The sequence below is a fragment of the Aeromonas caviae genome (assembly GCF_000819785.1).
Taxonomy (GTDB): Bacteria; Pseudomonadota; Gammaproteobacteria; order Enterobacterales; family Aeromonadaceae; genus Aeromonas; species Aeromonas caviae.
Genome location: NZ_CDBK01000065.1, coordinates 85,167 through 108,708 on the forward strand (window position 1 = coordinate 85,167; position 23,542 = coordinate 108,708).

At 59.7% G+C, this 23,542-nt stretch carries 25 protein-coding genes and 1 pseudogene; 5 read left to right on the forward strand and 21 right to left on the reverse strand.

The features are described 5' to 3' along the window. Positions 1 to 20 precede the first annotated feature (20 nt). Genes fliD through BN1120_RS10195 form a run of 4 tightly spaced genes read left to right on the forward strand, consistent with a single transcriptional unit; the run spans position 21 to position 4,289 of the window. Positions 21 to 1,418 (forward strand): flagellar filament capping protein FliD, encoded by a 1,398-nt coding sequence (fliD, locus tag BN1120_RS10180; RefSeq protein ID WP_162183356.1) that lies wholly within the window; start codon positions 21 to 23, stop codon positions 1,416 to 1,418. A 20-nt stretch (positions 1,419 to 1,438) separates the two neighbouring features. Then, a complete protein-coding gene (gene fliS / locus BN1120_RS10185) occupies positions 1,439 to 1,861 on the forward strand; it encodes a flagellar export chaperone FliS (protein WP_042015966.1) in 423 nt (140 codons plus the stop codon). Between the two features lie 50 nt (positions 1,862 to 1,911). Further along, positions 1,912 to 2,184 carry a hypothetical protein gene (locus BN1120_RS10190; RefSeq protein WP_042015994.1) on the forward strand — a complete coding sequence of 91 codons (273 nt, stop codon included), beginning with the start codon at positions 1,912 to 1,914 and terminating at the stop codon, positions 2,182 to 2,184. Next, complete coding sequence (locus tag BN1120_RS10195; protein ID WP_042015967.1) at positions 2,184 to 4,289, forward strand: motility associated factor glycosyltransferase family protein; 2,106 nt, start codon at positions 2,184 to 2,186, stop codon at positions 4,287 to 4,289. Before BN1120_RS10190 ends, BN1120_RS10195 begins: the two co-directional genes overlap by 1 nt. Positions 4,290 to 4,362: 73 nt before the next feature. Here BN1120_RS10195 and BN1120_RS10200 read toward each other — a convergent pair whose 3' ends face one another. From BN1120_RS10200 to BN1120_RS10260, 15 genes are all read right to left on the reverse strand, one after another. Next, complete coding sequence (locus BN1120_RS10200) at positions 4,363 to 5,028, reverse strand: class I SAM-dependent methyltransferase (RefSeq protein WP_042015969.1); 666 nt, start codon at positions 5,026 to 5,028, stop codon at positions 4,363 to 4,365. 11 nt (positions 5,029 to 5,039) lie between these two features. Continuing rightward, positions 5,040 to 6,089 (reverse strand): pseudaminic acid synthase, encoded by a 1,050-nt coding sequence (pseI, locus tag BN1120_RS20745; protein WP_080767979.1) that lies wholly within the window; start codon positions 6,087 to 6,089, stop codon positions 5,040 to 5,042. Between the two features lie 3 nt (positions 6,090 to 6,092). Next, positions 6,093 to 6,644: a UDP-4-amino-4,6-dideoxy-N-acetyl-beta-L-altrosamine N-acetyltransferase gene (pseH, locus tag BN1120_RS10205; RefSeq protein WP_042015970.1), complete on the reverse strand. Its 552-nt coding sequence runs from the start codon at positions 6,642 to 6,644 to the stop codon at positions 6,093 to 6,095. Between the two features lie 14 nt (positions 6,645 to 6,658). Continuing rightward, positions 6,659 to 7,768 carry a UDP-2,4-diacetamido-2,4,6-trideoxy-beta-L-altropyranose hydrolase gene (gene pseG / locus BN1120_RS20750; RefSeq protein WP_080767984.1) on the reverse strand — a complete coding sequence of 370 codons (1,110 nt, stop codon included), beginning with the start codon at positions 7,766 to 7,768 and terminating at the stop codon, positions 6,659 to 6,661. Between the two features lie 45 nt (positions 7,769 to 7,813). Beyond that, positions 7,814 to 9,103, reverse strand: coding sequence for an aminotransferase class III-fold pyridoxal phosphate-dependent enzyme (locus tag BN1120_RS10215; protein WP_042015973.1), 1,290 nt, complete (start codon positions 9,101 to 9,103; stop codon positions 7,814 to 7,816). Next, positions 9,100 to 9,855 carry a cytidylyltransferase domain-containing protein gene (locus tag BN1120_RS10220; protein WP_042015974.1) on the reverse strand — a complete coding sequence of 252 codons (756 nt, stop codon included), beginning with the start codon at positions 9,853 to 9,855 and terminating at the stop codon, positions 9,100 to 9,102. Before BN1120_RS10220 ends, BN1120_RS10215 begins: the two co-directional genes overlap by 4 nt. Then, the gene (locus BN1120_RS10225) at positions 9,852 to 10,697 is read right to left on the reverse strand and encodes an aldo/keto reductase (protein WP_042015975.1); all 846 of its coding nucleotides are present in this window, start codon (positions 10,695 to 10,697) and stop codon (positions 9,852 to 9,854) included. The genes BN1120_RS10220 and BN1120_RS10225 overlap by 4 nt, the downstream gene beginning before the upstream one ends. Further along, the gene (gene pseC / locus BN1120_RS10230; RefSeq protein WP_042015976.1) at positions 10,688 to 11,830 is read right to left on the reverse strand and encodes a UDP-4-amino-4,6-dideoxy-N-acetyl-beta-L-altrosamine transaminase; all 1,143 of its coding nucleotides are present in this window, start codon (positions 11,828 to 11,830) and stop codon (positions 10,688 to 10,690) included. Before pseC ends, BN1120_RS10225 begins: the two co-directional genes overlap by 10 nt. Continuing rightward, positions 11,827 to 12,831, reverse strand: a complete 1,005-nt coding sequence (gene pseB, locus BN1120_RS10235; protein WP_041215437.1) for a UDP-N-acetylglucosamine 4,6-dehydratase (inverting) — start codon at positions 12,829 to 12,831, stop codon at positions 11,827 to 11,829. Before pseB ends, pseC begins: the two co-directional genes overlap by 4 nt. A 101-nt stretch (positions 12,832 to 12,932) precedes the next feature. Beyond that, positions 12,933 to 13,772 carry a cobalamin-binding protein gene (locus BN1120_RS10240; protein WP_042015978.1) on the reverse strand — a complete coding sequence of 280 codons (840 nt, stop codon included), beginning with the start codon at positions 13,770 to 13,772 and terminating at the stop codon, positions 12,933 to 12,935. Beyond that, the gene (locus BN1120_RS10245; RefSeq protein WP_042015995.1) at positions 13,765 to 14,697 is read right to left on the reverse strand and encodes a cobalamin biosynthesis protein CobD/CbiB; all 933 of its coding nucleotides are present in this window, start codon (positions 14,695 to 14,697) and stop codon (positions 13,765 to 13,767) included. Before BN1120_RS10245 ends, BN1120_RS10240 begins: the two co-directional genes overlap by 8 nt. A 26-nt stretch (positions 14,698 to 14,723) precedes the next feature. Beyond that, complete coding sequence (mtnN, locus tag BN1120_RS10250) at positions 14,724 to 15,416, reverse strand: 5'-methylthioadenosine/S-adenosylhomocysteine nucleosidase (protein WP_042015997.1); 693 nt, start codon at positions 15,414 to 15,416, stop codon at positions 14,724 to 14,726. 100 nt (positions 15,417 to 15,516) lie between these two features. Continuing rightward, positions 15,517 to 16,275: a substrate-binding periplasmic protein gene (locus tag BN1120_RS10255; protein ID WP_042015979.1), complete on the reverse strand. Its 759-nt coding sequence runs from the start codon at positions 16,273 to 16,275 to the stop codon at positions 15,517 to 15,519. Between the two features lie 142 nt (positions 16,276 to 16,417). Further along, a complete protein-coding gene (locus BN1120_RS21290; RefSeq protein ID WP_412095861.1) occupies positions 16,418 to 16,561 on the reverse strand; it encodes a hypothetical protein in 144 nt (47 codons plus the stop codon). After that, complete coding sequence (locus BN1120_RS10260; protein ID WP_039038671.1) at positions 16,558 to 17,487, reverse strand: ZIP family metal transporter; 930 nt, start codon at positions 17,485 to 17,487, stop codon at positions 16,558 to 16,560. Before BN1120_RS10260 ends, BN1120_RS21290 begins: the two co-directional genes overlap by 4 nt. Positions 17,488 to 17,782: 295 nt before the next feature. Here BN1120_RS10260 and BN1120_RS10265 point away from each other — a divergent pair, with 295 nt between their 5' ends. After that, positions 17,783 to 19,414 carry a methyl-accepting chemotaxis protein gene (locus BN1120_RS10265; protein WP_010674309.1) on the forward strand — a complete coding sequence of 544 codons (1,632 nt, stop codon included), beginning with the start codon at positions 17,783 to 17,785 and terminating at the stop codon, positions 19,412 to 19,414. Between the two features lie 69 nt (positions 19,415 to 19,483). Here the strand turns inward: BN1120_RS10265 and gloA are convergent, their stop codons facing one another. The 6 genes and pseudogenes from gloA to BN1120_RS10295 form a co-directional block, all read right to left on the reverse strand. Beyond that, a complete protein-coding gene (gloA, locus tag BN1120_RS10270; protein ID WP_039038673.1) occupies positions 19,484 to 19,891 on the reverse strand; it encodes a lactoylglutathione lyase in 408 nt (135 codons plus the stop codon). A 77-nt stretch (positions 19,892 to 19,968) separates the two neighbouring features. After that, the gene (nth, locus tag BN1120_RS10275) at positions 19,969 to 20,610 is read right to left on the reverse strand and encodes an endonuclease III (protein ID WP_005302279.1); all 642 of its coding nucleotides are present in this window, start codon (positions 20,608 to 20,610) and stop codon (positions 19,969 to 19,971) included. 14 nt (positions 20,611 to 20,624) lie between these two features. Further along, positions 20,625 to 21,383, reverse strand: a complete 759-nt coding sequence (locus BN1120_RS10280; RefSeq protein WP_042015981.1) for an electron transport complex subunit E — start codon at positions 21,381 to 21,383, stop codon at positions 20,625 to 20,627. Between the two features lie 16 nt (positions 21,384 to 21,399). Further along, a complete protein-coding gene (gene rsxG, locus BN1120_RS10285) occupies positions 21,400 to 22,032 on the reverse strand; it encodes an electron transport complex subunit RsxG (protein ID WP_042015982.1) in 633 nt (210 codons plus the stop codon). Between the two features lie 43 nt (positions 22,033 to 22,075). Beyond that, a complete protein-coding gene (gene rsxD / locus BN1120_RS10290) occupies positions 22,076 to 23,128 on the reverse strand; it encodes an electron transport complex subunit RsxD (RefSeq protein ID WP_010674314.1) in 1,053 nt (350 codons plus the stop codon). Between the two features lie 3 nt (positions 23,129 to 23,131). After that, positions 23,132 to 23,542, reverse strand: a pseudogene (locus BN1120_RS10295) (electron transport complex subunit RsxC); the annotation flags it as partial.

The window sequence follows — 23,542 nt, forward strand, 5'->3', positions numbered from 1 at the left end:
AAGTCGATAGACAGGAGGATGTGATGGCAATTACTTCAGCAGGGGCGGGGTCTGGACTCGATCTTGAAAGTGTGATCTCGGCGAGTGTTGCAGCGAAAAAAGCTCAATTGCAACAGCCGATCATTACCAAGCAAAACAGTACCCAGATCTCCTTGTCCGGTATCGGTCAGCTGAAATCCTCCATCTCTGCCTTTACCGACATTCTTGATAAACTGAGTGCGCCAGGTGCGTTCAACAAACGTGCCATCAACATCACCCAGAGCAAAGATGACCCCATTTTGAAGGTGGAGAGCAAGTCTGGTGCTTCCAACGGTCAATACAACATCATCGTCAATAAGTTGGCGGAAACGAGCCGCCAGGAGGGGATCTTCGACAGTTCGACCACCCCTCTGGCGACTCAGGATGGGCAACTGACCTTCAAAGCGGGTGACAAGACGTTCAAGGTTGATGTGAAGGCTGGGGACACCCTGCAAGATATCCGTAAAAGCATCAACAGTAATGGCGATAACTTCGGCCTGAGTGTCAACATCGTAAACACGGCTGATGGCAAGGCCAAGCTGGTGATCGACTCCGGTATCTCGGGAGACGGCAAGGATTTGACCATCACCGGCGATAACGCCGAGCTAGGGGTCTTCGAAGCCGGTGGCGGTGTGATGAGCCAGACCCGTGCAGCCAGCAGTGCCGAGATTAACGTGGATGGCAACGTCCTCAAGAGTGATACCAACACCTTTGATGATTCCATTCAGGATCTCAAGGTGACGGTACTTCGCGTGTCGGATAAAGACAGTGCGGGGGATCTCAAGGCAAACAAGGTCGATATCACGACCGATAAGACCTCCATTCAGGAGCTTGTCCAGCAGTTCGTGGATGGTTACAACACTCTGCAAGACAAGATGAATTCCCTGGGCAAACGCAACACCTTCGTGGGTGGTGTGAAGCAGGACGATGGCGGTGCCCTGGCCGGTGATTCCACCACCCGAGCGATCGAGTCTTTCATGAGCAACCTGCTGGTCAGCCCTTCTCAGAACAGCGGTACTTATTCCACCGTCTTTGAGATTGGCATCAAGATGGACAACAAGGGAAAACTGTCCCTCGACAAGACGAAGTTCGGGGAAGCTGTCGACAAGAACTTCGATCAGGTGGTGGCCCTGTTTGGGGGAGAGAAGGGGCTGGCATCTACCTTGAATTCCGGCCTGAAAGAATATACCAAGAGCGGCGGCATGCTTGCGCAACGAGAAGATGTCCTGAATTCGGATTTGCGTGCGCTGACCCAAAAAACGTCGACGGCCAATGCCCAGTTGACGAAGTATGAAGCGGCATTGCGCGCCCAGTACGGCAGTCTGGATGCCTTGTTGGTCAAGATGAACAGTTCTGCTTCTGCATTGGCAACATTGCAGACGAGTTATCAGAAGTCTTGATAGATCGAGAGTGTTGAATTATGTACAAGCGCAATATCAAAGCATATACAGCGGGTAATTTGGCGGCCGATCTGGCCACTGCAGACCCTCACCGTGTCATCCAGTTGATGATGCAGGGCTGCCTGGAGCGACTGGCTCAAGCCAAGGGAGCCATTGAGCGCAATGACATGGAGGCCAAAGCCACTGCCGTCTCCAAGGCACAAGGATTGCTTCACGGGTTGCAGGATGCGCTGGACATGAGCCAGGGGCGCATGGCGGAGGATCTGTATGGGCTTTACGCCTATATGGATGAACGGGTATGGGATGCCAGTCTGAACCGGGATACGGCGCCTCTTGATGAAGTGATGACTCTGATGCTGACCATCAAGTCAGGCTGGGATCAACTGCCTGAATCCGAAAAACACCAAGGTTATCAGATGAGACAGCAGTTGGGTGAGCTGTGAGCTCCAGGCTTACCGTGCTCGAAGAGGCACTGGACGAGAATGCCCGCCTCATGGAGATGCTGTTGCGGCAGCAGCAATATGATGATGCCTTGCAATGCATGGATGACAGGCTTGTCTTGATCGATAAGCTGGTCACGCTGGCCAGCGGCGAAGCGGCAGAGCAACAGGCGGTAGCCGCTCTGGCCGTCAGATTGTCCGTTCAGGAAGAGGCCATGAAAAACCTGGCCGCCACTCATCATCATGCCATTTTCGAACAGTTGACCCTGTTCGGAAGAGCCAGCAAGGCCGGTCAGGCCTATCGTGTGAACAGCAAGGAGTTCTGATGTCGCTCAATGTCGATTCCGCCCTGATGCAAGCTGAGCAGGATGCACTGCGACTCCAGCAGCAGGCGGAACAGGAAGCCGCCATGGCAGTGGCGTTGCCGCTGAGATTTGAACAGAATATGGCGGCATTCCGTCGATATATTCCCCATATCGCCGATACCTATGAGCGCTATCAACCCGCTCGCCCGTTCAGGTTCTTCTGCAACGAGAATGGTCAACCCAATCTTGAGTGGCTAGATGATGGAGTTGCCGTCTACGGCAACGAACCCTACCTCATCTGTGAGACCCTGGTCACCGAGTTCATGGAGAAAGGGGGCCTGTCCAAGTTCTCCTTCAGCCAGGAGGCAAATCCCCTTGGCTTTATGCATGTCGAGTATCTCAACAAGCTGAATGCTTACCTTGACGATATTTCTGAGACGGAGACCCAGCTTGAACATGTACCCAATGAGGTCCCCAGTGCCCTGGTGTTTGGCGTCGGTCTCGGGTACCACCTTGGCTATCTCTATGAAAGGTGCAAGATCGGCACTCTGTTCCTCTTCGAGCCGGATCTGGATCTCTTTTACGCCTCCTTGTACTGCTTCGACTGGGCACCTTTGCTCGATTACCTGCATCAGGAGAACCTGGGGATGCAGATCCTGCTGGGACAGGATGAAGAGAGCATCGTCAAGGATTTCGCCTCTGCCATTCACAGCCGTGGCTCCTTCCTGATTGCCAATGCATTCATCATGTGGGGCTATCAGAATGAGAAGATCAAAAAGCTGATCGAAAAGGTGCAGCAAGAATATTTCTTGCTGGTGATGGGGTGGGGGTTCTTTGACGACAATCTGATCGCCCTGTCTCACACCATCAACAACATCGAGCGCGGAGTCCCGTTCCTGCAAAAAGATCGACGGGTCTCGCCCCAGTATCAACGAACCCCTGTTTTCATCGTCGCCAATGGTCCGTCTCTGGATGATGCCATTGCTGTCATAGAACAGAACAAAGACAAAGCCATCATCATTTCGTGTGGCAGCGCCATTTCTGCCTTGCACAAAGTGGGCATCAAACCGGATATTCACGTCGAGACGGAAAGAACCAAGGTCGTTTATGATTTCCTGGTGAACCTGGATGATCCTGAATATCTGCGCGATGTGCTGTTCCTGAGTACCGATGTCATTCATCCTGACTGCGCGACGCTGTTCAATACCTCGGCACTCGCATTCAAACTCAGTGAACCTGGCGTCGTGCTTTATCGAAATTATTTCCCCGGTTTACAACCTTGTGCGGCCCTGGGAGGGGTGAACCCCTTGGTCGGCAACATCGGTGTCAGTGCTCCCATCCACCTTGGCTTCAAGCATCTTTATCTCTTCGGTCTGGACAATGGGTACAAGCACAAGGGGCATCACCATTCCCGGCTCAGCTCTTACTACAACAATGAAGAGAGTGCCGGAACCCTGGGTGAGATGATGTATGGCGACAGCCAATGGCGGCGAGAAGGGAATTTTGGCGGTATGGTCATCAGCAACGCCATGTTTGATACCTCCCGCCATGTCATGGAGCAAGCACTGGCGGCCAATCCCGATGTACAGTGTTTCAACTGTAGCGATGGCGCCAAAATAACCCATACCAGAGCCTTGCCCAGCGTTGAAATCAGCTTCTCCCAGCGCGTTGACAAGACGGCGTTGCTGGGAGAAATCGCATCGTTGTGCGCCCCTATTCCACTGTCCAAAGAAGACTTTTCTTCTCTGCTCGATGTCGAGTTCTTCAATATCTTTATCGACAAGATGATGGAGGAATGGCAACACCCGTTCACGTCGCGCAACGAAGTGAACCAGTTGATGTTGCGCAACTTTGGTTACCTCGCCCAGATTGCCGCCACACGGCAGCAGCATATTACCCAGACCATGGTCGGCTCAATGAACTATGTGTTTACGCTGTTGAGCTCCATTCTCTATTCGTTCGAAGGTGAAGAGAAAACCCTGCAACTGATGAAGCCCGCCATCGCGTTGTGGCTGGAGTTTCTCGGGAAGGTGAAGGCGATGTATCCAAGAGCGCTCGACAGTGTGGACATGATAGATAACGAAGTGATGGCATTGTTCAGAAAAAAAGCGGGTAGCAAGGTGTGAATCTTCCCCGGAAGGGGTTATACAAGCCATGAGCCTTGCACGAAGAAAAATACCGACCCAGGGTCGGTATTTTTTATCTTTTTGGATAGGGGTTCTGCGCTGCGAGCAACCTTGCATCCTTTCGCAAGATTTGCACGGAGATTAAGGCATCCGGTTCCATTTCTGCGCTACCGTCGTGATGCTGTACATGTTCAAACAGACGGTGGTAACCCGGATGCCAACCAAACAGCTCCCCATAGTTCATCTTGTAGCTGAATAAATGGGCATGATGTTGATAGTCGTTGCGATAATGTCCTGCCGGCGGGTTGAAATCCAGTATGGTCATCAGGCCCCGATCGGCCAGTAGCGCATCGCTGCCAGCGGCAATCTTGAACAAGTCTTGGGGATCGCACAGATAGAGGCAGAAGCCGAAGATGATGAGATCGACAGGTTCTATATCGGGCAGACTGTCGGCCGTTCCGACTGCAAGGTGCAACCCGGGATAGCGTGTGCTCCCGTCTTCAATGGCGCTGGCCGAAGGGTCCACCCCATAGCATCGGGCACCGTAGTGCTCGGCCAGCTGCGCCAGCCGCCAGCCGTTGGCACAGCCTATCTCCAGGATCCTGGCAGGTCTGCTGCCCAGATATTCCAGCGCCTTGAAGATGGGATCATTTGCCAGAGATTTATCGAGGATGGCGGCCTTGTTGCGCTTATACCACTCATTCCCTTCGTGGTCCATGAAGACCTTCTTCTGATGCATATGCCCTTCCATTATTTAAAAACGTCGTTGTTTACCGGCGTGTTTGCCAATATAGGTTGAGTAACAGTTTTTCCTATCACATCAGGAAGATATTTGGGCGCCAATCCAAAGCCAGGACGTACACTGCGCACCGCATCTGCCGTGATGGTTTCTCCCACCTGCAGGTCTTTGACAAAATAGAGAGAGCGCCGAAATTTTACATTTCCCACTTCGCTGGATTTTCGGCTGTAATCCACTTGACCCAGTGCAGACCATGCTGTTCTGGCACTAATACATAGTTGCTTTAATTCTGTCGGCTCCAGCGAAAAACTATCGTCAGGACCACCGCCATTGCGATCCAGAGTAAAATGTTTCTCAATGACCGATGCTCCCAAGGCAACACTGGCAATAGCTGTTGTATTGTCGAGCGTATGATCGGATAACCCAGTCACTAATCCGAAGCGCTGCTGCATATCTAGCAAGGTGCGCAAGTTGTAATCTTCAGCCGGAGCAGGATAACCACTGACACAGTGAAGTATGGCTAATTCTTTGCAGCCACCAGTTCTCGCCGCCTCAATCGCATTTTCAATTTCTTCCGCGTTTGCCATGCCCGTCGATATGATCATGGGTTTGCCTGTGCTTGCGACATAGCGGATCAATGGTAGGTCAATTGCTTCAAAAGAGGCAATCTTGTAGGCAGGCGCATTGAGCTCTTCTAGGAGATCTACCGCGGTGGTGTCAAAAGGAGAGCTGAAAATTGTAATACCGATTTTACGGGCATGCTGAAATAAGGGAGCATGCCATTCCCAAGGTAGCTGAGCCTCTTGGTAAAGTTGATAAAGACTCTTACCGCGCCAAAGCCCTTCATGGATTTGAAATTCTGGGGAATTGCTGTTAAGAGTAATGGTGTCTGCTGTATAAGTCTGTAATTTTATAGCGCTAGCACCAGCATGCTTAGCCTCTGTAATTAAGCGGAATGCATTATTTAGATTGCCATTATGGTTAGCAGACATTTCTGCTATCACATATGGAGGAAAATCAACACCAATGCCAACGTCATTAATAAATATTCTTGGTTTCATATGCTATCTGCTCCTGAATGCTGTTATTCTTTCTAGTTGAGCAGTTCTATTGGATTCCCATTGGGTTTTTAAAATAGCCAGTCTATGAACGTTGATAAACTCTCCATTAGTAAAGCGCTGATCCTTAAAAACCCCCTCAGTTTCAAAGCCAAACTTGTGGTGTAAAGTAATTACAGGGCGATTAAACTCTAATACCTCACAGTATAGTTTGTGTAAGCCAAGCGTAATGAATGCTAGGTCGAGCATCAGAAACTCCATCTTAGCTCCAGATCCTCTCGGTGCTGAAGGTGATGTGTAAAATGCCCAGGCTGAATTTTTATTACTCAAGTCTATATTGTTAAATGATGTTATGCCACATGGCTGCCCTTCGTATTCATACATATAATATCTTTGGTCTTGACGGAGTTTAGTTTTCTCCCACCAAGAATAATGCTCTTCACGCGATATAATATGCTGAGTGTACATATTACCTCTTACTTTTTGCTCGTTACGCCAAGCGAGCATTATATCAAGTTCATTTTCTCTAACATTTCGTAATACACCAAGAGAATCCATGGCAAAATTCCCATTTAAGTAGATATTATTTTGTCTGAAACTAACCAGACTCCTAAACCATCTGTAATACTACTGGCACAACTTGTCATTGCAGTGCTAGTTCCTGGTGCTGTAATAAATTCATTAACCCAATGTGTAATGTTTTTTTCCATATTTCTTTCTTGCATACACACAGCCGCTCCAGCCGACATTAAATTGTGTGCTGCTTCTTGTTGGTTGTCTGCAATTATCATCATCAATGTAGGTAAACCGAGACAGCATCGTTCCCAAGATGTACTACCCGCAGCACCGATCGCCAAGTCACTACTCGCCATAAGTTGCGCCATATTGTTAGCATTAACCAGTACTTCGGTTGGCCAGTGTAGAGTTGCAGCGAGATCTTCAATCTGTGTTAGCCATGGGGCCTTTGGTCCCATTACTACAAGGATCCGACAATCGTCAGGCAAGGGGGCACAGCGTAATGCATTCAACACTTGGCTAGTTACATTAAGCTTGTCGACACCCCCCATAGTGATCAGAACCTGTTTTAACACCGGACGCTGGCGCCGCTTTAGAGAGTATTCTCGTAATTCAGCAAATTCTGGGCGAAGCAATGCATAGCGTGGGCCGATCAGGAGTTGGCAACCGGGTGGGACATGCTTTCGGTAGTCATCGAGCTGGCGGCCCAGATTCTGGTCGAGCAGCAGATCGCAATCGTGAGGACGATCCGCAAGGTCATCGATCACCATGATTCGACCGACATAATTACGGAGCCTGCTTTCCCAGTGGGCGTCGAGAGCGTAGTGGTCGACAATCAACCATGCTGGACACAGCTCGGCCAGAATTACATGGGTTTGTGCAGCATCCAGCATCCTGCTGCATCCAAGCCAGCTCGCATGTGCAGGTGAGGATATGTCCGCAGAGCCTTGTTCTGGCTCGGCGACTGTGTCAAGCAGATGGCAGTGGTGCCCACGGGTACGGATAAGCTCAGCCAGGTGTCCTGGATGCGCACGGCAGATAAACCAGCACTCAGCCCCTTTCTCACTCAATGCATCGGCTAGGGTCAGACAGCGCATTACATGGCCTGAACCGATCTCCAGCGATGCATCGGTACGAAAAACAATCCGCTGGCCGTCTAGCCTCATGCTATCCGATGCTGTGCGTTGAGTCTGCGGCATATCTGGTTGCACTCAGCGCACCTTGAATACCGGCTGGATAGGCTCGCCATCCAGGGCCTGATGGATGGCCTTGCTCGCGTCCAGACGGATAAGCTCCGGCAGGACTTCGGCATAGACGGCCAGCAGGGTTCGAATGTCCTCTTCACTATGGGCAAGGTTCAGGTTGTGGCTGCCAAGGCTAAGTATGCCACGCTTGCACAGCTCCTGCATTAAATAGCTCTTTAACTGCCAGCTTGTGTGGTTGGTTGAATCACCTGTCAGTAAGAAACACCAACTGGGGTGGCCGGCGCTTTGCAGCCAGCCTGGGGCATCCAGCTTTTGCAACAGGGCGTTGAGCCCATCGAGCAGTTGCTGGCCCCGCTCGGCCAGGCGAGTGGGCACGTCGAGCCGACGCATCTTGCCGATCACGGCGTTGGCCGCCGCCAGGGCGATGGCATCGCCGCCGAAGGTGCCGGAGAAGAAGATGTCCTCCATGCGGCGCATGTACTGGCGGCGGCCCACTACGGCGGAGATGGGGAAGCCGTTGGCCATCCCCTTGCCGAAGGCGGCCAGATCCGGGGTCACCCCGAACAGGGTCTGGGCGCCTCCTAAATGATTTCTAAAACCTGTGATGGTCTCATCGAAGATGAGCAGGGCGCCGTGCTCGTCGCACAGCTGTCGCAGACCGGGCAGAAAGTCCGGGGCGGGCCAGGCGACGTTCATGGGCTCCAGGATCACGGCGGCAAACTCGCCGGGATGGGCTTCCAGCTGGGCCTTGAGGGAGGCCAGATCGTTGTAGTCGAAGCGATGGGTCAGCTCGCGTACGCACTCGGGCACCCCCAGGTGGCGGGTGGTGGAGCCTATGTACCAGTCCTGCCAGCCGTGGTAGCCGCAGACCGCGACCCGCTCTTGCCCTGTGACGGCGCGAGAGAGGCGGATGCAGGCGGAGGTGGCATCGGTGCCGTTCTTGCCAAAGCGCACCATCTCGGCGCAGGGAATCAGCTCGATCAGCTGTTCCGCCACCTCGGTTTCCAGCCGATGGGGAAGGGAGAAGATGGAGCCCAGGTTGAGCTGCTCCAGCACGGCCTGGTTCACCTCCGGATCGCAGTAACCCAGGCTGATGGCCAGCAGGCCGCTGGCAAAGTCGAGATACTCGTTGCCATCCACGTCCCACACTCTGGCACCCTGGCCGCGCTCGATAAAGAGCGGGGCGGCGCCGTAGGGGAAGCAGAGGCGGCTCTTGGAGAAGGTCTGGGACCCTAAGGGAATGCTCTGCTCGGCCCGGGCTGAGAGGGTCAGTGAATGCTGATACCGTGAGGTCATGAGTGGTTCTCCTTGGCCAGCGATCGCGCCAGCCCCTCATTGCGTTGATGTTGAGTGTTCAGGGTCGCCAACTGCGGCTCACGAGCCAGCAGGGCGAGAATGTCGTCGGTGGCAAAGGCCGGGTTTGACGGGTAGAGGCGCTGATATATCTGCTCAACCAGGGCGAAGTCGGCGGGCTCGTCCACCGTCCAGCGCAGGTGGGCTAGGCTGGGGGTGCGGCTAAGTGCCCCTATCTTGAACTGATCCGCATGCTGGCGGATGTAGTAGGTGACGTGCTCGCGCTGGGTCGGGGTGTGGGCGTACTCGGCCAGCAGCGCCAGGGTGGCGACGCTCATGATCTCCGCGTCCAGCCCATCAGGGTAGCTGGGATCCCAGCAGTTGCTGCTGTAGTCGTAGCCGCCGGCCAGATGCAGCGCGATCAGCTCGTCGATAAGGGCGGGATCCGCTAGGGGGCAGTCGCCGGTGAGCCTGACAATCTGGCTGGGGCCAAAGGGTTGCGCCGCCAGATGAAAGCGTTGCAGCACGTCGTCCAGGGGGCCGCGAAAACAGGGCACGTCCAGCTCGGCGCAAAGCGCCGCGATGGCCTCATCCTCGCGCTGATCGCTGGTGGCGACCACCAGTTGATCCAGCCTGGCGGAACGTTTGAGCCGCTCTATCTGGCGGGCGAGCATGGGCTCGCCGAGTAGAGGCTTGAGCACCTTGCCAGGCAGTCGGCTGGAGTTGGCTCTGGCCTGCAGGATCCCGAGGATCATGATGTTCTCCACATGGCAGGGTTGATGAGGGCCGGCTCGTCGCAGGCGAGGGTTGCGAGTTCGGCGTCCTGAGCAGGATGCAGATGGGCATAGGCAGATGCAATCGCTGCCAGCTCGTGTGCGTGGCAGACGCCGACCACGAAGCGGCTCACCTGGGGCAGGGCCGGGATCAGGGCAAGCGCCTTGTGGAGGAGGGAGAGGTGGGGCTGCCACCCATCCAGTCGCGAGAGCGGTTCGCTGAAGGCGTCAAAATAAGGGGGACGAAGGGTTGGCGGCATCAATAACAGGCCTTGCAGGAAGAGGGAGCGCACATGGATTTCACACCCCATGGCCTGCAACCGATCGAGCCAGCCTGTGCGCAAAAAACGCTGATCGAGCAGATTGGCGGGGAGCTGCACCAGCTCCAGGGGATAACCCTGCTCGAGCCAACGCGTCAGCTCCTCGGGGGTGTAGACAGAGACGCCCACCTTGCCCACCTTGCCCTGATGCTGAAGGTCTGCCAACCGCTCGAACAGGGCCGGGCTGGCGTCCTGGCTGCGGTGCAGCAGCAAGCCATCGACACTGGGACGAGCCAGTCGTTGCAGGCTGGCCTCCAAAGAGGGGGTCAGATCCGCGGCATCGATATTGGGTGAGAGCTTGGTGATGACCTGAAAGTCGGCGGTGTTGTACATCCCGAGCCTCGCCTCGGCCTTGCCGTAGGCCTGGGCCGTGTCCAGGGTATTCACCCCCAGCTTGCGGGCCAGGGCCAGAATGGCGTCGAGCTCCTGATCCTGCACTTCGCCTGCGCGGTTGCTGATGCCGTAATCGAGCCCGAACTGGACCGTACCTAGTGCTAGGCGCATAGCACCGACTCCAGGGTCTGAACGACCTGATCCTGCTCGGCCAGGGAGAGGCCGGGGAACAGGGGGAGGCTGATGGCTTGTCGATAATAGGCCTGGGCACCGGGATAGTTGGCGGGGTCGTGGCCGAGATCACGGTAATAGGGTTGGGCCGGAATGGGCATGTAGTGCACGTTGACGCCGATACCGGCGTCTCTCAGGCGGGCAAACACCTCATCCCGGTCTTGCACCCGGATCACATAGAGGTGGTAGCCACTGAGTCTGTCATGCCCCTGGTGTAAGGGCTCGACCGGCAGTCGGGTCAGTAGCTCGTCGTAGCGGGCAGCCAACAACCGGCGCCTGTCAATGAACTGCGGCAGGCGGGCGAGCTGGCTGCTTCCCAGCGCCGCCTGGATGTCGGTCAGGCGATAGTTGAAGCCGAGTACCTGCTGCTCGTAGTACCAGCCCCCCGGAGTGTCGACGGTCAACTGCGCCGGATCCCGGGTGATGCCATGGCTGCGATAGAGACGAAGCCTCGCGGCCAGCTCGGCACTGCGAGTCGTGACGGCACCCCCTTCCCCGGTCGTGATGGGCTTGACCGGATGGAAGCTGAAGACGGTCATGTCGCTGTGGGCACAACTGCCGATGGGCTCTCCCTGATAACGGGCTCCCAGGGCATGGCAGGCATCTTCGATGAGGGACACGCCATATTCTCGGCACAGGGCGCCTATCTCGGCGAGATCGCAGGGCTGGCCCGCGAGATGCACGGCGACCAGGGCTTTCGGCTGACGAGCGCTGCCCTGAACCTGTTGCAGCTTCTCGCGCAGCGCCGTCACGCAGAGGTTGCCGGTTGCGGAGTCCACGTCGACGAAATCCACCTGGGCGCCGCAATAGCGGGCACAGTTGGCGGAGGCGACGAAACTGATGGCGGAGACCCAGACCCAATCCTGTTCGCCCAGCGCCAGCGCGGCGCAGGCAAGGTGCAGGGCCGTGGTGCCGTTGCTGCAGGCGATCACGTGGGGAGCCTGGCAGTAGTCGGCCAATCCCTGTTCGAAGGCGGGGACCGCCTCACCCTGGGTGAGGTAGTCCGACTTCAACACGGCGACGACGGCTTCGATATCTTCATCTGTGATGGATTGGCGTCCATAGGGGATCATTCGGCGAGCACCTGCTGATTCATGACTTTCAATTCCTCTATCGACAGGAAGTGGCGATTATTGAGGGAATTGTATTCAAAGCCGTGCTCGACCCGCACCGCGGTGTCACCCAGGGCATTGACGGCGAAGTCATTGTTTCGGCTGGTGAAGGTGATGCTGGGAGCGATGACGTAATAGTCGTCAAATTCATAGGTGTGGTAGGAGTCGTCAGCCGGACACATCACCTCGTGCAACTTCTCGCCCGGACGGATGCCGATGATCTCCTGGGGCAAGTCCGGCGCCATGGCGCTGGCGAGATCCGTGATGCGTACCGACGGGATCTTCGGAACGAACACTTCCCCCCCTTTCATGCGGGCAAAGTTGGTCAGCACGAACTCGACCCCCTGTTGCAGGGTGAGCCAGAAACGGGTCATCTCGGCATGGGTAATGGGCAGGCTGCTGGCCCCTTCCTTGATCAGGCGATCGAAGAAGGGCACCACAGAGCCCCGGGAGCCGACCACGTTGCCATAACGTACCACGGAGAAAATGGTGGGGTGCTTGCCCGCCATATTATTGGCGGCGACGAACAGCTTGTCGGAGCAGAGTTTGGTGGCGCCATACAGGTTGACCGGATTGGCCGCCTTGTCGGTGGAGAGGGCGATCACCTTTTCGACCCCGTTGTTGAGGGCCGCCTTGATGACGTTTTCCGCACCATGGATGTTGGTCTTGATGCACTCCATGGGGTTGTATTCGGCGGCAGGCACCTGCTTGAGGGCGGCGGCATGCACCACGAAGTCCACGCCGTGCATGGCCATCTCGAGGCGCTCGGCATCCCGTACGTCACCGATGAAATAGCGCATGCAGGGGTGATTGAAACGCTGCTGCATTTCGAACTGCTTGAGTTCATCACGGGAGTAGACGATCAACCGGCTTGGCGTGTAGAGGGAGAGGACAGCCTCGATAAACTTCTTGCCAAAGGAGCCGGTTCCCCCGGTGATCAGGATCGTTTTGCCGTTGAACATGTCATGGTCCCGTTATGAAGTGAGTGTCTGTTAGATTTAAAAGCATATTTTATGCCACAACCCGCGATATGGGAGAGAGCATCGCCGTGACGCAGGCGCCATCAAGGAGTTGGCGTGCTGGTCCCGGCGATCGCCTCGCATATCTGCTCCACCGCGTTGAGGGCGCGGGGGGTGAAGCGGTGTAGTTCATCGGCGTTGATGAGGGCGAGCCGCTGGTGTTTGACGGCGTCCAGCATGGGCCACTGCCGCCAGTGATCCAGCACAGAAGGATCCCGGCCGCCAGCCAGGATAAGCCCGGGATTGGCCTTGATCACCTGCTCCAGCCCGACCTGGGGGTAGGCTGCTCCCGTCTTCGCCATGATGTTGCGTCCGCCGCAGAGGGTGATGGCCTGCCCCGGCCAGGTCGAATTATTGACGCTGGTGAGCGGCGGGTACCAGAGCTGATAGAAGACAGACAGGGGCTTGGGCTCGCCGTAGCGCGCCGCCAGGGCGTCGAGCCGGGTCAGATAGGCGCGGGCTTGCTCGTCGGCTCTGGGCGTGAGCCCGAGCAGATGGCCCAGGCTGCGCATCTCGGTAGCCAGGGAGGCAAAGTCGGTGGGCTCCGAGTAGAAGACGGGAATGCCGAGGCGCTCGACCGGGCCCAGCATGCGGGCCTGGGCGGAGCGCCAGGCCACTACCAGATCCGGCTTCTGGGCCAGCAGCGCCTCGAGGTTGATGCTGCGATAGTTGGCCACCCTGGGGAGGTTGGCCACCTCGGCGGGGTAATCGGAGGCATCGTCAGTGGCGACCACGCGATCCCCGGCGCCGATATCGAACAGCAGTTCCGTCAGATGGGGAGTGAGGCTCACGATGCGCTGCGGCGGGGTGGCCATGGCGCACAGTGAGGTGCCCAGCAGGCAGACAAACAGGCCCAGGGCACGAAGGGAAACGCGATCAGCCATGATTGAGCGCCATCCATGTCAGGAGCAGCGAGAGCCCGAGCCAGCCCCAGCCGGTCAGCTGCAGATGCTGCAGCAGGCGCAGGGGCAGGTTGGCATCGGGTTCGCTCCCTGCATCAAATACCGGAAAGCGCACCAGCTGGCCCTGATAGTAGCGGGGGCCGCCGAGTCGGCTGCCCGTGGCTCGGGCCAGCAGCGCGAGCAGGACCCCCATGGCGGGATGGGGCCAATGCAGCGCAGGTCGCACTCTGTTGCTCAGCCCGCGCACCTGGGTCAGGCACAGGGGGAGCGCCAGCAACAGGATGGCGGGGGCGCAGAAACCCTGATAGAGCGCCGCAGCCGGGCGGCCGAAGTGGACGAACGCGTTCTGCTTGGGGTTCCACGCCAGATGGGTCAACTGGGCGAGCCGCACCAGCAGGGCACCCTGTACCCCGGCCAGAGCAAAACCCAGCAGGGGGGCGGCCCACTGACCCACGAGGCGCAGCACGCAGGTCTCGCTCACCGCCTTGTTCAACCCCATCACCGAGAGCTTGCCGGTCTCCCGCTTGAGCCAGGGGGCGACCTGCAGCCTCGCCACGACCAGCGTCTCCTGGGTCGCCAGGGCGCGGCTCCCCTGGGCGAGTTCCCGCAAGGGGCGGGATTCGAGCATCAGCAGCAGGAACAGGAGGTCGAACAGGGGCTCGGATAGGGAGAGATTGCGCACCGCCCAGAGACCGGCAGCGCAGGGCACCCAGACCACCAGCAGGGCAAGGAGCCCGGCCTGGCTCTGCTGGCGTGGCGTGCCGTCGGGGCGATAGACCTTCTGGCCGAGGCGGGTGAGCAGAGGCACGGCTGCGCCGGGTCGAAAGCGTGCGGGCCAGGGCAGCAGGGCCTCCAGCAGGGCGGCCCCCACCATGATGGCCGCCGTCGTGGAGGCGAGGGCGGTCATCAGAGCATCCCAGGAGGGGGCGTCGATCACAGCTTGCCGAGCAGCGCGATGATCACTTCGGCGGAGTGTTGACCCGCCACCTCGATGAAGGCATCGAAGGATTCCACCTGCTCCTTGCCGGCGATGTCCGACATGGCCCGTACCACCAGATAGGGCACCTTGAACATGTGGCACACCTGGCCGATGGCGGCCCCTTCCATCTCCACCGCCAGCATCTGCGGGAAGTCGGCACGGGCTTTCGCGATGGCGTCCGGCTTGCACATGAACTGATCGCCGGTGCAGATGAGCCCGACCTTGGTCTGGTGCTTGCCTTGCTCGGCAATGCAGGTCTGTGCCAGGGCGATGAGTTTTTCGTCGCAGGGGAAGGCGGCGGGCTGCTGGGCCATCTGGCCCATCTCGTAACCGAAGGCGGTCACGTCCACGTCGTGGAAGCGCATCTCGCTCGCGATGACCACGTCACCGATGTGCAGATCCTGGGCGAAGCCGCCGGCGGAACCGGTGTTGATGACGCAATCGGGAGCAAACTTCTCCAGCAGCAGGCTGGTGGCGACGCTGGCGGCGACCTTGCCGATGCCGGAGCGGGTCAGGATCACCTCTTTACCGGCCAGCTTGCCCTGATAGAACTCGCAGCCGCCCAGTTGCAGGGTGGTGGGCTCGCTCAGCTGGCTGCGCAGCAGGGCCACTTCCTGCTCCATGGCGCCGATAATACCTACTTTCATCATCTACCTCGTCTCGATGGCCGCTGGGCCGAAAAAGTTGGCGTGGATGATAGCAAAACTTGGCGGTGGCGCCGAGCATTGCGATGGCGCGGATGGGGGGTCAGGGGTAGCGTCTGGCCAGGGCGGCCAGTTCACCACTGTCTGCGAGCCGTTGCAGGGTGTTGGCGAACAGGGTCAGGCGATCGGGGGCACTGTGGCGATGGAACAGGATGTAGAAGGGAGTCTCTTCCATCACGGTGGGGAGGATGCGGATCTTGTCGGCCAGCCCCTGTTCGCGCAAGTCGGACTCAAACCCCGGGGAGCGGTAGTAGACGAAACGGCCGCGCTTCATCAACAACTTCTCGTAGTTGGCCTGGTTGCTGATCCCGCCGCTGTCGATGATGAGGCCGCCGATGTCCTGGAGCCGGGCGATGGCACCGCTGCCATGGTTGATGAGGATGATGCCCGCCTGGCCGAGGGCCCTGACATCCTGCCAGCTGCGTATCTCGACGGGATCGTCACGGCGCACCGCCAGGTGGTAGCGCACCGTGAAGATGGCGGGGGTCAGGACGATGAAGTGATCCCGCCTGGCCGGGCTCTCTCCCACGCCGCAGATGAAGTCCAGCTGGCCGTGCTGCACCTTCTTTTCCAGCCGTCGCAGCGGCAGGAAGCGCTGATCTCCCTCAATGCGAAGGGCAGGCTCCCTCGCTTCCATGAGCCGGAAGAGATCGACGCAGATCCCGCCGACATGCCCGTCGGGGAGCGTCACGTACTTGGGGGACGACGCCTGTTGCGCGGCCGTATGAAAGACCTCGGTGGCGCCAATGGCCCTGGCGGTGAGGACAAGCAGACACAGCAGCAGGATTATCCTGGGGGTCATCCGGGCAGGCTTCCGATGGGATTCAGGCGCCGTACATCAACCAGTCAAAGGGCGCCGGGTGCTCAACATTAGGCGATTTCCCCCTCTTATTTCAAGGGGTTCGCGCTGTCGTCACCGGGCGCACGGGGCTTGAGGGGGGTGATCAGCCGAGTGCGGTGTCGAGGGTCATCATCAGGGCGAAGCCCGCCATGAGCCCCAGGGTGGCGTGGGTCTGGTGGCCGTTGCGATGGGTTTCCGGGATCACCTCGTGGGAGACCACGGGTTGCATGGGGCGTCGGCGTCTCACCCCAGGGCTGTATCCAGTGTCATCATCAGGGCGAAGCCTGCCATCAGGCCCAGGGTGGCGTGGGTCTGGTGGCCGTTGCGATGGGTTTCCGGGATCACCTCGTGGGAGACAACAAACAGCATGGCACCAGCCGCGAGCCCGAGGCCGATGGGGTAGGCGATGGCCATGCCGCTGGCGAGTCCGACCCCGAGCAGGGCGCCGAGCGGTTCCAGCAGGCCGCTGCCGATGGCGACCAGCACGGCCACCGGCGGGCGAAAACCGGCTGCGCACATGGCCAGCGCCACCGCCAGCCCTTCGGGAATGTCCTGCAGGGCAATGGCGGTCGTGAGGGGCAGTCCCACCGTCATGTCTCCCTGGGAGAAGCTGACCCCGATGGCCATGCCTTCGGGCAGGTTGTGCAGGGCGATGGCGAAGACGAACAGCCAGACCCGTGAGCAGCTCTCATGGCCGGGACCACAGGGGCCGGTCTTGTCGTGTTCGTGAGGGGTGAATTGATCCAGTCCCAGCATCAGCAGCACCCCGAGGGTCATGCCGGCCACCACCACGGCGGCGGCGAGGAAGCCGTCACCCGTGATCCCCTCGGCGGCCTCGAGCCCCGGCAGCAGCAGGGAGAAGGCGCTCGCCGCCAGCATCATGCCGGCGGCGAACCCCAGCATGGCATCTTCCACCCGTTGGGGAACGGCGCGCAGGAACAGGGCAGGCAGGGCGCCCAGCGCCGTGGCGGCAAAACCCGCAGCGCCGCCGATGAGGCCATAGCGTACCCCGGGCGTGATCTCTCCTGCTGCCAGCATGACGAGACTCTGCACCAGGAGCAGCAGCACGGCGACCAGGGCGAGCAGCAGCCCCAGGGCGATGAGGGGGCGATCCGCTATCTGCTCGCGCAGTTGGACAGACCAGGAAGGGGAGAGGGTCGATACGTTGTCCATGGGGCCTCTGAAGACAGGAATGGGGAGAGACGAGCGGCCATTACATAACCTAGCCCCTGCTTTGTCCATGACGGCGGACCGATTGTGGCAATCGGCTCAAGTTTTGCGTCGAGCTGGTCGCTCCTGTGCTGGCAGCCTCGCGGCGGGCACAAGGCCCGGCGTGGGGCGAGCGAGAAGCAAGGGATCCCCTCTCTTTGCTCCCATCGTCATTTCCCGTCAGGAGTCTCGGGTCACCGCTTACACGGATGTGATCATTGTGTCACTGCACAACTGCAGTCGAGGATCACCAGCCAACATGTCTTACAAGCATCTCTCCATCGGCAAGAAGATTGCCGCCGTCTTTGCGGTCATTGCCGTCATCAACGCCGTCTTCGGCTTGTTTCTCGCCACCGAACTGCGGGACATTCGGGATCGGGTATTGAACTTCACCGACTCCACCCTGCCAAGCGTGCTCTCGGTGGACAACCTGCTCTACGACGTCTCCTATGTGCGCCGTGCCCAGTTTGCCCTGCTGATGGTGGAAGATGCCGTCGACAGGCAGGTTCGCCGCGCCCGCATCCAGGAGAGCCTGGGCAAGGTGCAGCAGGTCATGGATGCCTACGAGGCAACCGTGGGGGCCGAGCATGAACGCCAGGCTTTCAACCGCGTCAAGCAGCAGTGGCTGCAATATCTGGGGGCCGTCAACCAGGTGGATGCCCTGTTGTTCCAGGGCAGCAGGGATGAGGCCAGGGAGGCGCTGTTTCGCTCGAACGGGCTCTACACCGAGCTGGAGCTGGCGGTGCGTGCCCTGGTGAAGGTGAATCTTGGCTTTGTGGAAGAGAACCGTGGCAGCCTGCTTGGCAGCGTCACCATGGTGATGACCTTTGCCGTGGTGAGCATCGCGACCCTGCTGATCTTCATGGGGGTCATGACCTGGTTCCTCACCCGCCAGATCTGCCTGCCCCTGCAAGCCGTGGTGGCCCAGGCCAATGCCATCGCCCTGGGGGATCTGACCCATCGGCTGGATCGCCAGCACATCGGGCAGGACGAACTGGGGATGCTGGCCAGCGCCTCCCTCAAGATGCAGGACAACCTGCGTGGGCTCATCGAGGAGGTGGCCGCCGCCGTGACCCAGCTGGGGGCCGCCATCGAGGAGGTGAGCGCGGTCTCCGAGCAATCATCCCAGGGGATCCAGAGCCAGCAGCAGGAGATAGCCCAGGTCGCCACCGCCATGGCCCAGATGAAGGCGACGGTAGCGGATGTGGCGGGCAACACCGAGGTGGCCTCGGAGTCGGCAAGCTCCGCCAATGCCCTGGCTCGTCGCGGCAGTCAGGATGTGCAGGGGGCACTGGATGCCATCACCCGGGTGGCCGGTGAGATGGAGCAGGCGGGTAACCTGGTGAGTGAACTGGAGAAAGAGTCTGCCCAGATCAACCTGGTGGTGGATGTCATTCGCGGCATTGCCGACCAGACCAACCTGCTGGCACTCAATGCCGCCATCGAGGCGGCCCGTGCCGGTGAGCAGGGGCGCGGCTTTGCGGTGGTGGCCGACGAGGTGCGCACCCTGGCGGGGCGTACCCAGGCCTCCACCGGCGAAATCGTCGCCATCATCGAGACCCTGCAGGCTCGTGCCAACCGGGCGAAGTCGGTGACCGGCCAGAGTTGCGAGATGATCCGCCAGTGCGTGAGCCAGAGTGAACGCACCAGTGCGGGCATTCGTCAGATTGAAGAGGCGGTGGCCCAGATAGCCGACATGGCGATCCAGATTGCCAGTGCCTGTGGCGAGCAGGATGCGGTCTCCGATGAACTGGGCCGCAACGTGGCGCGCATCAACGACTCCTCCAACGAGGTCGCGACCGGCGCGGATCACACCGCCAAAGCCTGTCTGGAGCTGAGCCAGCTGGCGGCGGGTCTGCGCCAGAGCATGGGGCGCTTCCGCCTGGCCTGACGGTGGTTGCAGCCAATGAAAACGGGGCCCTGGGCCCCGTTGTTTTTCTCACCGCCAGGCGGCGTGGGCTCAGGCGCCCAGGCCGTTACCGGCGTCTTTCTTGGCAATCAGCTCAATCTTGTAACCGTCCGGGTCTTCCACGAAGGCGATGACGGTGGTGCCGCCCTTCACCGGGCCCGGCTCGCGGGTGATCTTGGCGCCGGCGGCGCGCAGTGCCTCGCAGGTGGCATAGATGTCGTCCGCTTCCAGGGCGATGTGGCCATAGGCGGAACCGAGCTCGTACTCGCTCACCCCCCAGTTGTAGGTGAGCTCGATGACGGCTTCATCCTTCTCGTCGCCGTAGCCGACGAAGGCCAGGGTGTACTTGTATTCGCTGTTCTCGCTCTTGCGCAGCAGTGTCATGCCCAGCACTCGGGTGTAGAAGTCGATGGAACGTTGCAGATCGCCGACGCGCAACATGGTATGCAGAATTCTCATTGCTCAATTCTCCGGGTTGGTGGATTGGTACTGCCTTGAATCCATGGCCCGAGACCGGATCCGCAGAGGCCTGCAGATCAACTCTCGGGATAGACCTTCTCTTTGTATTCGCACAAATCTTCGATGATGCAGGAGCCGCAGCGGGGCTTGCGGGCGAGACAGGTGTAACGTCCGTGCAGGATGAGCCAGTGATGCACGTCCAGCTTGAACTCGGCGGGGACCACCTTGAGCAGCTTCTCCTCCACCTGATCGACGTTCTTGCCCACGGCAAAGCCGGTGCGGTTGGAGACCCGGAAGATATGGGTGTCGACGGCGATGGTGGGCCAGCCGAAGGCGGTGTTGAGCACCACGTTGGCCGTCTTGCGGCCGACGCCGGGCAGGGCCTCGAGGGCCTCGCGATTCTCCGGCACCTCGCCGCCGTGGCGCTCCAGCAAAATGGCGCAGGTCTTGATGACGTTCTCGGCCTTGGTGTTGAAGAGGCCAATGGTCTTGATGTACTCCTTGACCCCGTCCACCCCCAGATCCAGCATGGCCTGGGGGGTGTTGGCCACCGGATAGAGCTTGTCGGTGGCCTTGTTGACGCTGACATCGGTGGCCTGGGCCGAAAGCAGCACGGCGATGAGCAGCTCGAAGGGCGTGGTGAAGTTGAGCTCTGTGGTGGGATGGGGGTTGTCATCGCGCAACCGCTCCAGGATCAGCCTGCGTTTCTGGTTGTTCATGGCTCTCTCTTGTCTCAGAGCTGGGTAGTGCGGGCGCCCGCCGCAGGCACGGTGCAGTGGGCCTTCTCGGCACTCTGCTTGCGGCCCATCCAGTCGTTGATGGCGTTTTTGCCGGCGATCATCAAACCGAGGCCGATGAAGCCGCCGGGGGGCAGGATCGCCAGCAGCAGGCTGGCGTCGGCGTGGAACAGCTCGACGCGCAATGACTTGGCCCAGTCACCCAGCAGCAGCTCGGCACCGTCAAACAGGGTGCCCATGCCAATGATCTCGCGCAGCCCACCCAGCACCAGCAGCACCAGAGTAAAGCCCAGCCCCATCATGAAGCCATCGAGGGCCGCCAGCAGCGGCGGGTTCTTGGAGGCATACGCCTCGGCCCGGCCGATGATGACGCAGTTGGTGACGATGAGGGCGATGAAGATGCCGAGCGCCTGATAGAGGCCGTAGGTGTAGGCGTTCATCAGCAACTGCACGCTGGTCACCAGCGCCGCGATGATCATCACGTAGACCGGGATGCGAATATCCTTGGGCACCCAGTTGCGCACCAGGGAGACGGCGAGGTTGGAGCTGACCAGCACCGCCATGGTGGCAAGGCCGAGCCCCAGCGCGTTGGTGAAGGTGGAGGAGACTGCCAGGGTGGGGCAGAGCCCCAGCACCTGCACCAGGGAGGGGTTGTTCTTCCACAGTCCCTGCAGCATCAGCTCCTTGAGCTCTTCGCGGCGGCCACTTTCCCCGGCGGGTTGGCTGGCCGTGTCAATCACGTCGACTTGTTCCATTGCGTGTGCTCCGGCGTTAGGGGTTGGTATGGCAGGAGGGGGCATCGTGCAGCAGTTCGGGGTGCTCCTGTTGCAGCCTCAGCAAATTTTTCACCGCCTTGACCACGGCCCGCGGGGTGATGGTGGCTCCGGTGAAGGCGTCGAATTCGCCGCCATCCTTCTTCACCGCCCAGGTGGCGTCGTTGTCGGCCGTGAGGGACTTGCCGGTGAAGCTGTCGATCCAGCTGGATTTCTTCAGCTCTATCTTGTCACCAAGCCCCGGGGTTTCCTTGTGGGCCAGCACCCTGACCGCGCTGACGGCCCCTTTTGCATCGGTGCCGACCACCATGCGAATGGCTCCACTGTAACCATCGGGGGCCACGGTTTCCAGCGCGTAGCCGGTGTGCACCCCCTTGAGGGTGGCGGTATAGAGGGGCATGGGCTCATTGCTGCCCAGGTATTCCCGGCTGCTGACCAGCTTGCAGCTGGCCACCAGATCGTTGTCATAACTCCCCTCGGGCAGCAGGGCCTGCAGGGTGCGCAGCTTCTCCAGCTCTTGCTGGTGGGCGATGCGATCCCGGGTCAGTTCGTTGGTCAGCACCACCATGGCGGTGCAGCCGAGGGCAAAGAGGGCCAGGGTCAGGCCATTCTTGCGCATGCTTTTCAACATGGGAGGCTCCCTGTCTCGCGTCTGCGGCAATTCAGATGTGGGTTCATTTGCGACGGGCTCCATAGACCTTGGGGCGGGTCAGACTGTCAATCAGGGGAACGCACAGGTTGGCCAGCAACACGGCGAAGGCGAAGGCATCCGGATAGCCGCCAAAACGGCGGATGACATAGACCAGCACGCCGATGAGCACACCGTAGACGAGGCGCCCCTTTGCGGTGGTGCTGGCACTCACCGGATCGGTGGCGATGAAGAAGGCCCCGAGCATGGTGGCACCGCTGAACAGGTGCAGCATGGGGGTGGCGGTGGCATCCGGGGTGGCCAGATAGCCCAGGGTGGCAGCGAGCAGCAATGCGCCCAGCACGGCAGTCGGAATGCGCCAGTTGATCACTTTCTGCTGGAGCAGGAAGAGGCCTCCCAGCAGGTAGCCGAGGTTGACCCAGCTCCAGCCGATGCCACCCCAGCCCTCGAAGACCTTGTGGGTCATCACTTCGGTGGCGGTCAGCCCCTGGGTCAGCCCGGTCTTTAAGGTATCCAGCGGCGTGGCCATGGTCAGGCCATCCACCCCCTGCTTGAGCTGCAGCATGCTGTAGCCGTCGAGGCTGAAGCCGGTGAAGATCACCGAGGCCGCATCGGCGAAGCCGATGTCGTAGGCGGCGATGCTGGAGGGGGGCAGCCAGCTGGTCATCTGGACCGGGAAGGAGACCAGCAGCAGCACATAGGCCACCATGGCAGGATTGAACAGGTTCTGACCGAGCCCGCCATAGAGATGCTTGGCGATGATGATGGCAAACGCCGTGCCCAGCACCAGCATCCACCAGGGCAGCAGGGGGGGCAGGGAGAGACCGATGAGCACGGCGGTGAGCGCCGCGCTGCCATCCAGCAGGGCCGGTTTGACGGGGCGGCCGCGCAGGCGAAGGACCAGGGCCTCCGAACCCAGGGCCGTGACCAGCGCCAGCAGGATCTGGATCAGGGTCCCCCAGCCGAAGAACCAGGTCTGCGCCAGGAAGCCGGGCAGGCAGGCCAGGATCACCAGCACCATCAGGGTCTGGGTCTGTTTGCGGTTGTGGGCAAAGGGCGCACTCGCGATATTGAACATGGATCAGTGGCTCTTGTCGGTCGAAGGGGAGGAGGCAGCCTCGGCCGCCAGCTTCTTGGCTTTGGCCCGGGCGATGGCGGCGGCGATGGCCGCCTTCTTGGGGTCCACCTCGGCGGCGGGCCCGGATGCGGCGGCAGGGGCCTCGGCGGTGGCGGTATCGCTTGTGTTCACGGATGTCTCACCCGCGACCACAGGCCCATCACCTTGCGCCTGGGCGGCTTTCTTGGCCTTGGCCCGGGCGATGGCGGCGGCAATGGCCGCCTTCTTGGGGTCCACCTCGGCGGCGGGCTCGGATGCGGCGGCAGGGGCCTCAACGGCGTTATCGGTTGTGTTCACGGATGTCTCACCTGCGACCACCGGCCCGTCACCTTGCGCCTGGGCGGCTTTCTTGGCCTTGGCCCGGGCGATGGCGGC